The sequence below is a fragment of the Amycolatopsis sp. NPDC028719 genome, from assembly GCF_055565395.1.
The window spans coordinates 133206-147128 of sequence record NZ_JBVHUL010000005.1; the positions used below are offsets into that span (position 1 = coordinate 133206).

The following is a 13923-nucleotide window of genomic DNA, read 5'->3' on the forward strand; positions in this document are numbered from 1 at the left end:
CGCCGAAACCCGTCCAGGGCGCCGTTCCTCCCCGTCGCTCGTAGGGTGGGGAAGAGGCTGACCGACCCGGACGGAGGCGCATGACCGACCTGCTGCCGTTCGTCGCGGACCTGCCGCTGGTGGACCACCACTGCCACGGCCTCGGCACCGGGGACGTGGCCCGCGCGGACTTCGAGGCGATGCTGACCGAGGCGGACACGACGTCGCCGCTCGGCACGAGCCTGTTCGACTCGCTCATCGGGCTGGCCGTGCGCGAACGCTGCGCGCCCGTGCTCGACCTGCCCCGGCACGCCCCGGCCGACGTCTACCTCGAACGCCGCGCCGAGCTTGGCCCGGCCGAGGTGGCGCGGCGGTTCCTGCGCGCCACCGGCACCACCGACTTCCTGCTGGACGGCGGGTTCCGGCCGGACGCGCTGACCACGACCGGGGAGTTCGCGGCCCTCGCTGCCGGCCGCGCACACGACGTCGTCCGGCTGGAGCAGGTCGCCGAAGCCGTGATCCGCGGATCGACGGCCGCCGGGTTCGCCGCGGACTTCGCCGCCGAGCTGGGGAAACGCGCCGAGACCGCGGCCGGGTTCAAGTCGATCGCGGCCTACCGCGTCGGCCTCGAACTGGCGGGGGAGCGGCCCTCCCCGGCCGAGGTCGAAGCCGCCGCGGGACGCTGGCTCGCCGCGGGCGGCACCCGGCTGGCCGACGAGGTCCTGCACCGGTTCCTCGTGTTCACCGGCCTCGACCTCGGCCTGCCGGTGCAGTTCCACGTCGGCTACGGCGACTCCGACGTCGACCTGCACCGCTGCGACCCGCTGCGGCTCACCGGGCTGCTGCGGGCCACGCGCGATCTCGGCGTGCCGATCCTGCTGCTGCACAACTACCCGTTCCACCGCAACGCCGCCTACCTGGCGCAGGTCTTCGAGCACGTGTTCGTGGACGTCGGGCTCGCCACCCACAACGCGGGGTTCCGCGCGCCGGCGATCCTGGCCGAGCTGCTGGAGATCGCGCCCTTCGGGAAGGTCCTCTTCTCCACCGACGCCTTCGGCCTGGCCGAGCTGTACCACCTGGGCACGGCGCTGTTCCGCCAGGGGCTTTCGGACTTCCTGCGCGCCGGGCTCGACGCCGGTGCGCTGTCCGAAGTGGACGCCGTCCGGCTGTGTGCTTTGGTGGGACACGAGAACGCGAAGAGGATCTACCGCTTGGAGCACGGGTGAACGACCTTTGGGACCGGTGGACACGGGCGATCGAGGACGAGCTGCCCGCCGCGATCGAGCTGCGGCACGCGGTGCACGCCGACCCGCGCGGCTCCGGCGACGAGGAGGACACCGCCCGGCTGGTGGCCGGCGCGCTCGGCGCGGGCGAGGGCACCCGCGTCGCCAAGACCGGCCGCGCGATCACGCTGCCCGGCGGAGACGGCCCGGTCGTTGCGCTGCGCGCGGAGCTCGACGCCCTCCCGGTGCTGGAGGGCACCCGCGTGCCGTGGGCGTCGGAGAACGGCCTGATGCACGCGTGCGGCCACGACGTCCACCTCGCCGCGCTGGTCGCGGTCGGCCGTGCGGCGGTGCGCGTCGGCGTCCCGCGGCCGATCCTCGCGCTGCTGCAGCCGCGCGAGGAGACGTCGCCGCCCGGCGCGTTCGACGTCGTCGAGTCCGGGGTGCTGGCCGAGGCCGGGGTCGACGCGGTGATCGGCGCGCACGTCCAGCCGCGGATCCCCCACGGCGTCGTCGCGGCGGTGCCGGGCCCGGTGAACGCCTCCACCGACGAGTTCGAGGTGACCATGCACGGGCAGGGCGGCCACGCCGGCTACCCGCAGCTGCTGCGCGACCCGATCCTGGCGATCTCGCAGCTGGTCGTGAGCCTGCAGCAGCTCGCGTCGCGGCGGATCGACCCGGTGTTCGGCGCGGTCTGCTCGATCGGCCGGATCCAGGGCGGCGCGGCGGCCAACGTCGTCCCGGCCAGCGCGAGCGCGTTCGGCTCGCTGCGCGTGATGCGGGAGAAGGATCGCGAGCGCGCGCTGGAGGCGCTCGCGGACATCGTGCACGGCACGGCGAAGGCGCACGGCTGCACCGCCGAGCTGGAGATCAGCCCGTGCGAGCCGGTGCTGGCCAACGACCCGGCGCTGGCGGCGGGCGCGCGGCGCTGGCTGAGCCACGCGGGCTTCGACGTCGACGACCAGTTCCGCTCGTTCGGCGCCGACGACTTCGCCCACTACTGCGGCGGGGCGACGCGGGGCCTGATGCTGTTCGTCGGCCTCGGCGACACCGCGGGCGTCCCCAGCCTCCACGACGAACGGTTCCTCCCGCGCGATGGAGCCATCAGCCAGGTGGCGCACGCGCTGGTGGCGGGGTACCTGGCCGCCGTGGAGACTTCAGCGCGGTAGCGCTACGGTGGCCGCGTGATGAGCGCCTACCTCGCGACGATCCCGAGCCCGGACCAGGGGGTCTGGCACCTGGGGCCGATCCCGGTCCGTGCGTACGCCCTGTGCATCATCGCCGGCATCATCGTGGCGATCTGGTGGGGGGAGCGGCGCTGGGCCGCCCGCGGCGGCACCAAGGGCACGGTGGTCGACATGGCCGTGTTCGCCGTGCCGTTCGGCCTGGTCGGCGGCCGGCTGTACCACGTGATCACCGACCCCGAGCTGTACTTCACCGAGGGCAAGAACCCCTGGAACGCGTTCGCGATCTGGGACGGCGGCCTCGGCATCTGGGGCGCCATCGCCCTCGGCGCGGTGGGCGCGCTCATCGCGTGCCGCCGCAAGGGTGTCCCGCTGCCGGCGATGGCGGACGCGATCGCCCCGGGCATCGTCGTCGCGCAGGCCATCGGCCGCATCGGCAACTACTTCAACCAGGAGCTCTACGGCGCGCACACGGACCTGCCGTGGGGTCTCGAGGTATACCAGCGCTTCAACCCGGAGGACCCGGACAACCTCCTGAACGGCGTCGCGACGGGGCACATCCCGCTGCCGGAGAGCCCGGTCCACCCGACGTTCCTGTACGAGCTGATCTGGAACCTGCTGGTCGCGCTGCTGGTGGTGTGGGCGGACCGCCGCTTCAAGCTCGGCCACGGGCGCGTGTTCGCGCTGTACGTCGCGGGCTACACGGTCGGTCGCGGCTGGATCGAGATGATGCGGACCGACACGGCGAACCACATCCTCGGCCTGCGGGTCAACGTGTGGACGTCGATCCTGCTGTTCATCGCGGCGGTGGTGTACTTCGTGCTGGCCGGGAAGCGGGGGCCGCGGGAGGCTCCGGAGACTCTGCGGAGCAAGGACGCGCCGGGTCCCGATGAGGCGCCGGTGGATTCCCCGGACTCGGACCCGGCTGCGGACTCGGCTGCGGATTCGGCTTCGGTGGCGGAGCCTGAGCACGCGAAGGTCGCCGCCGAGGCGCCGGCTTCGGCTTCGGCTTCGGCGGAGCAGCCCGCGGTGGACAGCCCGGCTGCCGAAGAGCCGAAGAAGTCCGACGAGAGCTGACGGCGTAAGCCTCTGAAGGCCACCATCAGGGCACTGGATGCCCTGATGGTGGCCTTCAGAGCATCCGGGCCCGGGTTCCCGGCTCGCGTCTGGCTCGGTCCCGAGCGCCCCAATGTGGCCTTGGTTGCGTCTGACGCACCCAAGGTGGCCTTCGGTGCGTGGGACGCACCGAAGGCCACCTTGGGGCGCTGGCAGGTTGCCAACGAGCGTCGCGAGCTTTCGGGGCGCCGGCTAGGTTTCGAAGTCCGGTAGAGAGCGCCCCAATGTGGCATTGGGTGCGTGGGACGCACCGAACGCCACATTGGGTGCGTGGGACGCACCGAACGCCACATTGGGGCGCTGGCGACCGGCCAACAACATCGGAGCCGCGCCGAGCAGCCCCGTTTTCCACGCTACCGGGAGGGACCGACAGTCCCGGGCCGGCGAAAGGCCGGCCGCGAGAAATCCGGCGTCACGAAAGGTCGGGCAGGCCCAGCTCCAGGCTCGGTGCCTGCAACCCGCCGTCGACCTCGAGGATCTTCCCGGTGATGTACCCGCCCGCCCGCGACGCCAAGAAGACCACTGTCGCCGCGATGTCCTCTGCCTCGCCGATGCGGCCCAAGGGCGTCGCCGACTCCATCTTCTCCTTCAGCTCCGGGTTGCCCACCACGATCTCCAGCGCCGACGTCGCCACCGAACCCACCGAGATCGCGTTCACCCGCACCCTCGGCGCCAGGTCCGCCGCCGCCAGCCGCGTGTAGTGAGCCAGGGCCGCCTTCGCCGTTCCGTACGCCGCGAAGCCGCGGCCGGACAGCCGGCCCATCACCGAGGAGATGTTGACGATCGAGCCGCCCGACTCCACCAGGGACGGCGCCGCCGCCACCGTCAGCGCGTGGGCCGTCGCCACGTTGAAGCGGAACGCTTCCTCCATGAAGTCCACCGAAGACTCCAGCAGGGGCCGCGGGTACGTGCCGCCGACGTTGTTCACCACCAGGTCGAGGCGGCCGAACTCCGCCACCGCCGTCGCGGCCAGTGCCGCCGCGGCGTCGGGCGAAGACAGGTCCATCGGCACCTCGTGAGCGCGGCGGCCAACAGCCGAAACGCGCGAAGCGACCTCGGAAAGCTGGGAAGCCGTGCGCGAGGCGATGACCACGTCGGCGCCCGCTTCGGCGAGGGCCACGGCGGTGGCCGCGCCGATGCCGCGGCCGGCGCCGGTGATCACCGCGACCTGGTCGGTGAGCTTGAACCGATCGAGGATCATGCGGCAAAATGTAACACGTTCTAGTGAGCGGGGACACATTTTCGCTGCGCCGCGTCGGGCCGGTCACGTTAGGCTTGACGGGAGTTTCCGGGCCGTATACTTAGCAGAACGAACTACCGGGAACCCATCAGGAACTACGTCGTTCCGCGCAGCCAGATCGTTACCGTCCGACGTCGCTCGGGGCGCTCTGAACAGGTGCTGGCATGTTTCCCAGGTGTTAAAGTCGCGCTAACAAGCGGGCCATCGTCGTCCCGTGCGCTCCCCGGCCGGTAGCCCGGCCCCGCACGACAAGACGACGAAGGAGGTCCCTTCATGATCTTCTCCGCCATTCCCGGCAAGCAGGGTCTCTACGACCCGGAGACCGAACAGGACTCCTGCGGTGTGGCCATGGTGGCCGACATCCGCGGGCGCCGCTCCCACGGAATCGTCACCGACGGCCTGGCCGCGCTGACCAACCTCGACCACCGCGGCGCCGCCGGCGCCGAACCCACCAGCGGCGACGGCGCCGGCATCCTGCTGCAGCTGCCCGACAAGCTGCTGCGTGCCGAAGCCGGCTTCGCGCTTCCCGAACCCGACGAGCGCGGTCACCACGCCTACGCCGCCGGCATCGCCTTCCTGCCCCAAGACGCCGAGCAGCGCCGCAAGGCCGTCGAGCTGGCCGGCCGCATCGCCGTCGAAGAAGGCCTGGAGGTCCTCGGCTGGCGCGAGGTACCCGTCGACGCCGACCGCGCGGACATCGGCCCGACCGCCCGCTCGGTCATGCCGCACTTCGCCATGCTTTTCGTGGCCGCGGACGGAAAAGCGGGCCTCGAGCTCGACCGCCTGGCCTTCTGCCTGCGCAAGCGCGTCGAGCACGAAAGCGCGAACTCCGGCTGTGGCACCTACTTCCCGTCGCTGTCCTCGCGGACGATCGTCTACAAGGGCATGGTGACGCCGGAGCAGCTGCCCGCGTTCTTCGCCGACCTGCGTGACGAGCGGCTGGAAAGCGCCATCGCGCTGGTGCACTCCCGCTTCTCCACCAACACGTTCCCGTCGTGGCCGCTCGCCCACCCCTTTCGGTTCGTGGCCCACAACGGCGAGATCAACACCATCCGCGGCAACCGCAACCGCATGCGGGCCCGCGAGGCGCTGCTGGAGTCCGACGTCCTCGAGGGCGACCTGTCGCGGCTGTTCCCGATCTGCTCGCCGGACGCGTCCGACTCCGCGTCCTTCGACGAGGTCCTCGAGCTGCTGCACCTCGGCGGCCGGTCGCTGCCGCACGCCGTGCTGATGATGATCCCGGAGGCGTGGGAAAACCACGCCACCATGAAGCCCGAGCGCCGCGCTTTCTACCAGTTCCACGCGAGTCTCATGGAGCCGTGGGACGGCCCGGCGTGCGTCACCTTCACCGACGGCACCCTGGTCGGCGCGGTGCTGGACCGCAACGGCCTGCGCCCCGCGCGCTGGTGGCGCACGGCCGACGACCGCGTCGTGCTCGCCAGCGAGGCCGGCGTCCTGGACGTTGCGCCGAAGGACGTCGTGGCCAAGGGGCGGCTCAAGCCCGGCCGGATGTTCCTCGTGGACACCGAAGCCGGCCGGATCGTGGACGACGAAGAGGTCAAGTCCGAGCTGGCCGGGAAGCTCCCGTACGAGGGCTGGCTGCACGCCGGCCTGCTGAAGATCGCCGAGCTGCCCGACCGCGACCACGTCGTGCAGAGCCACGACTCGGTGCTGCGCCGCCAGCTTTCCTTCGGCTACACCGAAGAAGAGCTCAAGATCCTGCTCGCGCCGATGGCGGAGAAGGGCGCCGAGCCGATCGGCTCGATGGGCTCGGACACCCCGCCCGCGGTGCTGTCGAAGCGATCCCGGCTGCTCTACGACTACTTCAAGCAGAACTTCGCCCAGGTCACGAACCCGCCGCTGGACGCGATCCGCGAGGAGCTCGTCACCTGCATGGCGCGGATCATGGGCCCGGAGCGCAACCTCCTGGCCCCCGGCCCGGCGTCCTGCCGGCACCTCAAGCTGCCGTACCCGGTGATCGACAACGACGAGCTCGCCAAGCTCATCCACATCAACGACGACGGCGACCTCCCCGGGTTCGCCTGCAGCGTCCTTTCCGGACTGTACGAAGTGGACGGCGGTGCCGAGGCGCTGGCGTCGGCGATCGAGCGCGTCCGGCGTGAGGCGTCCGAGGCGATCGCGGCCGGCGCGCGCACGCTCGTGCTGTCCGACCGCGACTCCGACCACCGGATGGCGCCGATCCCGTCGCTGCTGCTGGTTTCCGCGGTGCACCACCACCTCGTCCGCACCAAGGAACGCCTGCGCGTCGCGCTCGTCGTCGAATCCGGCGACGCGCGCGAGGTGCACCACATCGCGCTGCTGCTGGGCTACGGCGCCGCAGCGGTCAACCCGTACCTGGCCTTCGAGACCATCGAAGACATGATCGGGCAGGGCGCCGTCACCGGCATCGAGCCCCGCAAGGCGATCCGCAACTACGTGCAGGCGCTGGTCAAGGGCGTCCTGAAGATCATGTCCAAGATGGGCATCTCGACGGTCGGCGCGTACACCGCTGCCCAGGTCTTCGAATCCCTCGGCCTGGCCCAGGACCTGCTCGACGAGTACTTCACCGGGACGTCGTCGAAGCTCGGCGGCGTCGGCCTCGAGGTGCTCGCCGAAGAGGTCGCCGTCCGGCACCGCCGCGCGTACCCGGACAACCCGACCGAGCGCGTCCACCGTGGACTCGACACCGGCGGCGAGTACGCCTACCGCCGCGAGGGCGAGCTGCACCTGTTCACGCCGGAGACGGTGTTCCTGCTGCAGCACGCGTCCAAGACCGGCCGCGAAGAGGTGTACCGCAAGTACACCGACGAGGTGCACCGCCTCTACCGCGAGGGCGGCACGCTGCGCGGGCTGTTCTCCTTCCGCGACGGCGTCCGCGAACCGATCCCGCTCGACGAGGTCGAACCCGCCGAGGCGATCTTCAAGCGCTTCAACACGGGCGCGATGTCCTACGGCTCGATTTCGGCCGAGGCCCACGAAACCCTGGCCATCGCGATGAACCGGCTCGGCGGCCGGTCCAACACCGGCGAGGGCGGCGAGGACCCGGAACGGCTCTACGACCCCGAACGCCGCAGCGCGATCAAGCAGGTCGCGAGTGGACGGTTCGGCGTCACCAGCGAATACCTCGTCAACGCCGACGACATCCAGATCAAGATGGCGCAGGGCGCGAAGCCCGGCGAGGGCGGCCAGCTGCCGCCGAACAAGGTGTACCCGTGGATCGCGCGGACCCGGCACTCCACGCCGGGCGTCGGTCTCATTTCCCCGCCGCCGCACCACGACATCTACTCCATCGAGGACCTCGCCCAGCTGATCCACGACCTCAAGAACGCCAACGAGCACGCCCGCATCCACGTGAAGCTGGTGTCCTCGCTGGGCGTCGGCACGGTCGCGGCGGGCGTGTCCAAGGCGCACGCGGACGTCGTGCTCATCTCGGGCCACGACGGCGGCACCGGCGCGTCCCCGATGAACTCGCTCAAGCACGCGGGCACGCCGTGGGAGATCGGCCTCGCCGAGACCCAGCAGACGTTGCTGCTCAACGGCTTGCGCGACCGGATCACCGTGCAGGTGGACGGCGCCATGAAGACCGGGCGCGACGTCGTCATCGCGGCGCTGCTCGGCGCCGAGGAGTACGGCTTCGCGACGGCCCCCCTCGTCGTCGCGGGCTGCATCATGATGCGCGTCTGCCACCTCGACACCTGCCCGGTCGGCGTCGCCACGCAGAGCCCGGAGCTGCGCAAGCGCTACACCGGCCAGGTCGAGCACGTCGTCAACTTCTTCAAGTTCGTCGCCGAGGAGGTCCGGGAAACCCTGGCCTCCCTGGGTTTCCGGACGCTCGACGAAGCGATCGGGCACGCCGAGCTGCTGAACACCGACGAGGCCGTCGACCACTGGAAGGCGTCCGGGCTGAACCTCGCACCGATCTTCGAGATGCCGACCGAGACGCCGTACGGCGGCGCGAAGCGGCGCACCCGCGGCCAGGACCACGGCCTCGAGCACGCCCTGGACCGCACGCTCATCCAGCTCGCCGAGGCGGCGCTGGAAGACGCGCACCCGGTGCGGCTCGAACTGCCGGTGCGCAACGTGAACCGGACCGTCGGCACGCTGCTCGGGTCGGAGATCACCCGCCGCTACGGCGGTGACGGCCTGCCCGAGGGCACGATCCACGTGCTGCTCACCGGCTCGGCGGGCCAGTCGCTCGGCGCGTTCCTGCCGCGCGGCATCACCCTCGACATGGTCGGCGACGCGAACGACTACGTCGGCAAGGGCTTGTCCGGCGGGCGGATCATCGTCCGTCCGGACCCGGAGGCGTCCTTCGCCGCCGAGGCGCAGACGATCGCGGGCAACACGATCGCCTACGGCGCGACGGCCGGCGAGATCTTCCTGCGCGGCCAGGTCGGCGAACGCTTCTGCGTCCGCAACTCCGGCGCCACCGTCGTCGCCGAAGGCGTCGGCGACCACGCCTTCGAGTACATGACCGGCGGCCGCGCGGTAGTGCTCGGCCCGACCGGGCGCAACCTGGCGGCCGGCATGTCCGGTGGCATGGCGTTCGTGCTCGACGTCGACCGCAAGAAGGTCAACCAGGACATGGTGGACCTGCTCAAGCCGACCGCGGACGACCTGGCCTGGCTCAAGAAAACGGTGCAGCAGCACCACGATCTCACCCGCTCCGCGGTGGCGGCCTCGCTGCTCGGCGACTGGCCGCGCCGCTCCGTGGCGTTCACCAAGGTGATGCCGCGTGACTACCAGCGGGTCCTGGACGCGGCGAAGGCGGCGAAAGCTGCCGGCCGCGACGTCGACGAGGCGATCATGGAGGCCGCTCGTGGCTGACCCGACCGGTTTTCTCAAGTATGAGCGCGAAGAGCCGAAGAAGAAGCCCAAAGAGGAGCGCCTGCACTCGTGGGGCGAGGTCTACGCGGACGTCGACCCGGCCGAGCGCAACGAAAAAGTGCGCAAGCAGGCGTCGCGCTGCATGGACTGCGGCATCCCGTTCTGCCACTCCGGCGGCTCCGGCTGCCCGCTCGGCAACCTGATCCCGGAGTGGAACGACCTGGTCCGCCGCGGCGACTGGGCCGCGGCGAGCGACCGCCTGCACGCCACCAACAACTTCCCCGAGTTCACCGGGAAGCTGTGCCCGGCACCGTGCGAGGCGGGCTGCGTCCTGTCGATCTCGCCGGCCTCGGGCGGGCCGGTGGCGATCAAGCGCGTCGAGCAGACGATCGCCGACCAGTCCTGGGAAGCGGGCTACGTCCAGCCGCAGGTGTCCGAAGTGGCCAGTGGGCAGCGGGTCGCCGTGGTCGGCTCGGGCCCGGCCGGGCTCGCCGCCGCCCAGCAGCTGACGCGCGCCGGCCACGAAGTCACGGTGTTCGAGCGCGACGACCGCCTCGGCGGCCTGCTGCGCTACGGCATCCCCGAATTCAAGATGGAGAAGAAGGTCCTCGACCGGCGCCTCGCGCAGCTGCGCAAGGAGGGCACCCGGTTCGTCACCGGCTGCGAGGTCGGCGTCGACCTTTCGGTGGAGGACCTGCGCGCGCAGTACGACGCGGTGGTGCTCGCGGTCGGCGCGCTGCGCGGCCGCGACGACACGACGACGCCGGGCCGCGAGCTGGCCGGCGTCCACCTGGCGATGGAACACCTGGTGCCGGCCAACAAGTTCGTCGAGGGCGACGGCCCGCCGTCGGTCGACGCGCGCGGCAAGCACGTGGTGATCATCGGCGGCGGCGACACCGGCGCCGACTCGTACGGCACCGCGACCCGCCAGGGCGCGCTTTCGGTGACGCAGCTGGACCAGTACCCGACGCCACCGTCCGCCCGGGACGACGAGCGTTCGCCGTGGCCGACCTGGCCGTACATCCTCCGCACCTACCCGGCGCACGAGGAGGCGGGCGAGCGGAAGTTCGCGGTCGCGGTCAAGAGGTTCGTGGGTGACTCCGAGGGCCGCGTGACGGCGGTAGAGCTGCAGCAGGTGAAGGTCCGGAAGGACCCGTCGACGGGCCGCCGCGAGGTCATCCCCGTCACCGACGAGATCGAGACCCTGCCGGCCGACCTGGTCCTGCTGGCCATCGGCTTCGAGGGCGTCGAGGAGATGCCGCTGCTGGACGGTCTCGGCCTGTCCCTGACCCGCCGCGGCACGCTGTCGTGCGGCGCGGACTGGCAGACGGAGTCCCCGGGGGTGTTCGTCTGCGGCGACGCCCACCGCGGCGCGTCCCTGGTGGTGTGGGCGATCGCGGAGGGCCGCTCGGTGGCGAACGCGGTCGACGCGTTCCTGACGGGCGCGTCGGACCTCCCGGCCCCGGTCCACCCGACGGCACTGCCGCTGGCGGTCGTCTGACGTTCGTTCGTCCGAAGGCCCCTCGCCCCCTGGTGAGGGGCCTTCGCCGTTCATCGCCGCGGCGGCGGCTCGGTCGAACGCAGTGAATGACTCATTCCTGGCGCTGGACGCCAGGAATGAGTCATTCACTGCACCGGAGGTCCCCCTCGCGAGGTCACCGCCGGCTCCCGCGCTTCGGGGTCAGCCGGGGCTCGGGAGCCCTGCGCGTCGGAAGCCGTGCCGCTGGTGAGGCGGCCTTCGACGGTTTCGCTTTTGGGCCGAACGGTGGCTGTGCCCTGTGCACACGGGCAACTACTTTCGAGTAACTGTGCCGGTTTCGCGGCAATTCACCTCGGCGGAAGGTGGGCGTCTTGAAGCACACGGCTCTCCGGACAGCGGTCGTCACCGCGGTCCTCTCCCTCGCGTTCGCCCTGGTCGGCGCGCCCGCCCAGGCCGCGCCGAAACCCTTCTGGACGCCCGACGCCATGCGGGCGGCCGTCCCGATGGACAACCTCGTCAAAGCGCCGGCCTTCACGCCCAGAGACGTGGCCAGAGGGCAGAGCGCGATCATCCGGAGCATTCCGAACGGCGGCGGTGCCTGGACCGGCGGCGGCCAGGTCACGCACACCGCCGGGCGCGTGTTCTTCGTCTTCAACGGCCAGAACGCCTCCTGCTCCGGGGACGCCGTCACGAGCACCAACGGCAGCGTCGTCGTCACCGCCGGGCACTGCGTCAAGTACCAGGGCACCTGGCACACGCAGTGGACGTTCGTCCCCGGCTACGACAACGGCAACGCGCCCTACGGCCAGTGGGCGGCCAAGACCACGCTCACCACGCCGCAGTGGGAAGCCAGTGAGGACATGAACTACGACGTCGGCATGGCCGTGGTGAACCCGCTGAACGGCCAGCGGCTCACCGACGTCGTCGGCGCGCAGGGCATCGCCTTCAACCAGCCGAAGAACCAGAGCATGTACACCTTCGGTTACCCGGCCGCGGCGCCGTACGACGGCACGAAGCTGATCTACTGCAGCGGCAGCACGTTCACGGACTTCCTGCTGACCCAGGACCACGGCATGCGGTGCGACATGACCGGCGGCTCCAGCGGCGGGCCGTGGTTCCTGTCGTTCGACGAGGGCACCGGATCCGGCGTCCAGGCTTCGGTGAACAGCTTCGGCTACACCTTCCTGCCCGGGTACATGTTCGGGCCGTACTTCGGCACCGACGCGCAGAACCTGTACAACCGCGCGCAAGCCGCGTGACCGCCGTCAGCCCGGGGGAGGACCCGAGGGTCCGGCCTCCGGGCTGACGTCCGCGCGCTCCCGCCGGGCCAGGGTCGGGGTATGCGAAAACTCCTGGTACTCCTGGCTTTCTTGCCCCTGCTCGCCGCGCCGCCGGCGAACGCGTCACCGCGTCTCGCGTGGACGACGCCCTGCCCGGACTACGGCATGTCGCCGTCGCCCACGGCCGGGCTCGAGTGCGCGAGACTGCGCGTGCCCCTCGACTACGCCCATCCCGGGCGCACCATCGAGCTGACCCTGTCCCGGCACGCCGGCACTCCGGGCAAGCGCCGCGGCGTGCTGCTGATGAACCCCGGCGGCCCGGGCAGCCCCGGGCTCGCCATGCCCGCCCAGCTGCTGCAGCGGATGGGCGGATCCGGCCTGCCGGACGCCTACGACGTCATCGGCTTCGACCCGCGCGGCACCGGCTACAGCACCCCGGTGACGTGCGCCATGACGGCCGAGCAGCGTGGCGCCGTGCTCGGCCCCTACGCGGACGGCCCGCGTGACGTCGTGACCACTGCGGCGAAAGCGCGTGTCGTCGCGAAGCAGTGCGGCGAGGCGGCGACGGCGGACCTGCTGCCGCACATGACGACCGCGAACACCGCGCGTGACCTCGACCGCGTCCGGGAAGCGCTGGGGGAGAAGAAGATCTCCTACTACGGGCTCTCGTACGGCAGCTACCTCGGCGCCGCCTACGCGTCGATGTTCCCCGCCCGCGGCGACCGGATCGTGCTCGACAGCGTCCTCGGCCCGCGCGGCCTCGACGTACGCGCCAACCAGGGCTTCGCCGAAGGGTTCGACGACCGGTTCCCCGACTTCGCCGCATGGGCCGCCGCCCGCGACGACACCTACCACCTGGGGCGGACCCCGGCGGCGGTGACGGCGAAGTTCTTCGAGCTGGCCGCCGTCCGCGGACCGGAGTTCCGGTCGAACACGTGGAACGGGCTCTACGACGACGCGTCCTTCCCAGCGCTGGCCGCCGAGTGGGCGGGCACCGCGCGCGTCGCGGCCGGACCGCTCGACGGCGACACGCGGGCGTCGCTGCAGCTCCAGGTGATCTGCAACGACTCCGACTGGCCCGAGCGGATCGGTTTCTACCAGCGCGCGGTCGAGCGTGAGCGAGCGTGGCACCCGATGTTCGGCCCGGCCGCGGCGAACGTGAACCCGTGCGCGTTCTGGCCCGTCGAGCGCACCGAACCGCCGGTGCGCGTCGGCGGCCCCGGGCCGGCGAACGTCCTGCTGGTGCAGAACCTGCGCGACCCGGCGACCCCGCTTTCGGGAGCGCGCGAAACGCGGGCGGCGTTCGGGAACCGGGCGCGGATGGTGACCGTCGACGCGGGCGGCCACGGCGTCTTCACGCGGGAGAACGCGTGCGGGAACGCCGTGGTGCTGGGCTATCTACGCGACGGGGTCTTCCCCGCGGCGGACGGCTCCTGCCGATCTGCTCGGTGAGGGAGTCGGTTTCCCTCTCCGGGGTTCTCGCGCCGTGCGGATCCCGGCCGCCGAGCTGGGCACGAGTTCCCAGCTCGGCGGCGAGAACCGGGTGCGTCCCGGGCCACACTTCGAGGGATCCGCCAGTCCCGTGGCGAACCGG

Annotated in this window: 8 protein-coding genes; 7 read left to right on the plus strand and 1 reads right to left on the minus strand. The window is 71.4% G+C overall.

Annotation, left to right across the window (positions count from 1 at the left end):
* Positions 1-80 precede the first annotated feature (80 nt).
* Genes ACZ4TR_RS23940 through lgt form a run of 3 tightly spaced genes read left to right on the plus strand, consistent with a single transcriptional unit; the run spans position 81 to position 3463 of the window.
* Positions 81-1205: an amidohydrolase family protein gene (locus ACZ4TR_RS23940; protein WP_465289094.1), complete on the plus strand. Its 1125-nt coding sequence runs from the start codon at positions 81-83 to the stop codon at positions 1203-1205.
* A complete protein-coding gene (locus tag ACZ4TR_RS23945) occupies positions 1202-2371 on the plus strand; it encodes a M20 metallopeptidase family protein (protein WP_465289095.1) in 1170 nt (389 codons plus the stop codon). Before ACZ4TR_RS23940 ends, ACZ4TR_RS23945 begins: the two co-directional genes overlap by 4 nt.
* A gap of 18 nt (positions 2372-2389) precedes the next feature.
* On the plus strand, positions 2390-3463 hold the full coding sequence (gene lgt / locus ACZ4TR_RS23950) for a prolipoprotein diacylglyceryl transferase (protein ID WP_465289096.1): 1074 nt from the start codon (positions 2390-2392) through the stop codon (positions 3461-3463).
* 451 nt (positions 3464-3914) lie between these two features.
* On the opposite strand, the gene ACZ4TR_RS23955 is transcribed toward lgt, so the two are convergent.
* Positions 3915-4703 (minus strand): SDR family oxidoreductase, encoded by a 789-nt coding sequence (locus ACZ4TR_RS23955; protein ID WP_465289097.1) that lies wholly within the window; start codon positions 4701-4703, stop codon positions 3915-3917.
* A 312-nt stretch (positions 4704-5015) separates the two neighbouring features.
* On the opposite strand from ACZ4TR_RS23955, the gene gltB reads away from it, so the two are divergent.
* The 4 genes from gltB (at position 5016) to ACZ4TR_RS23975 (ending at position 13781) form a co-directional block, all read left to right on the plus strand.
* Positions 5016-9569, plus strand: coding sequence for a glutamate synthase large subunit (gltB, locus tag ACZ4TR_RS23960; protein ID WP_465289098.1), 4554 nt, complete (start codon positions 5016-5018; stop codon positions 9567-9569).
* The gene (locus ACZ4TR_RS23965; RefSeq protein ID WP_465289099.1) at positions 9562-11070 is read left to right on the plus strand and encodes a glutamate synthase subunit beta; all 1509 of its coding nucleotides are present in this window, start codon (positions 9562-9564) and stop codon (positions 11068-11070) included. Before gltB ends, ACZ4TR_RS23965 begins: the two co-directional genes overlap by 8 nt.
* Positions 11071-11420: 350 nt before the next feature.
* Positions 11421-12308, plus strand: coding sequence for a trypsin-like serine peptidase (locus ACZ4TR_RS23970; RefSeq protein ID WP_465289100.1), 888 nt, complete (start codon positions 11421-11423; stop codon positions 12306-12308).
* 81 nt (positions 12309-12389) lie between these two features.
* A complete protein-coding gene (locus ACZ4TR_RS23975; protein ID WP_465289101.1) occupies positions 12390-13781 on the plus strand; it encodes an alpha/beta hydrolase in 1392 nt (463 codons plus the stop codon).
* Positions 13782-13923 lie beyond the last annotated feature (142 nt).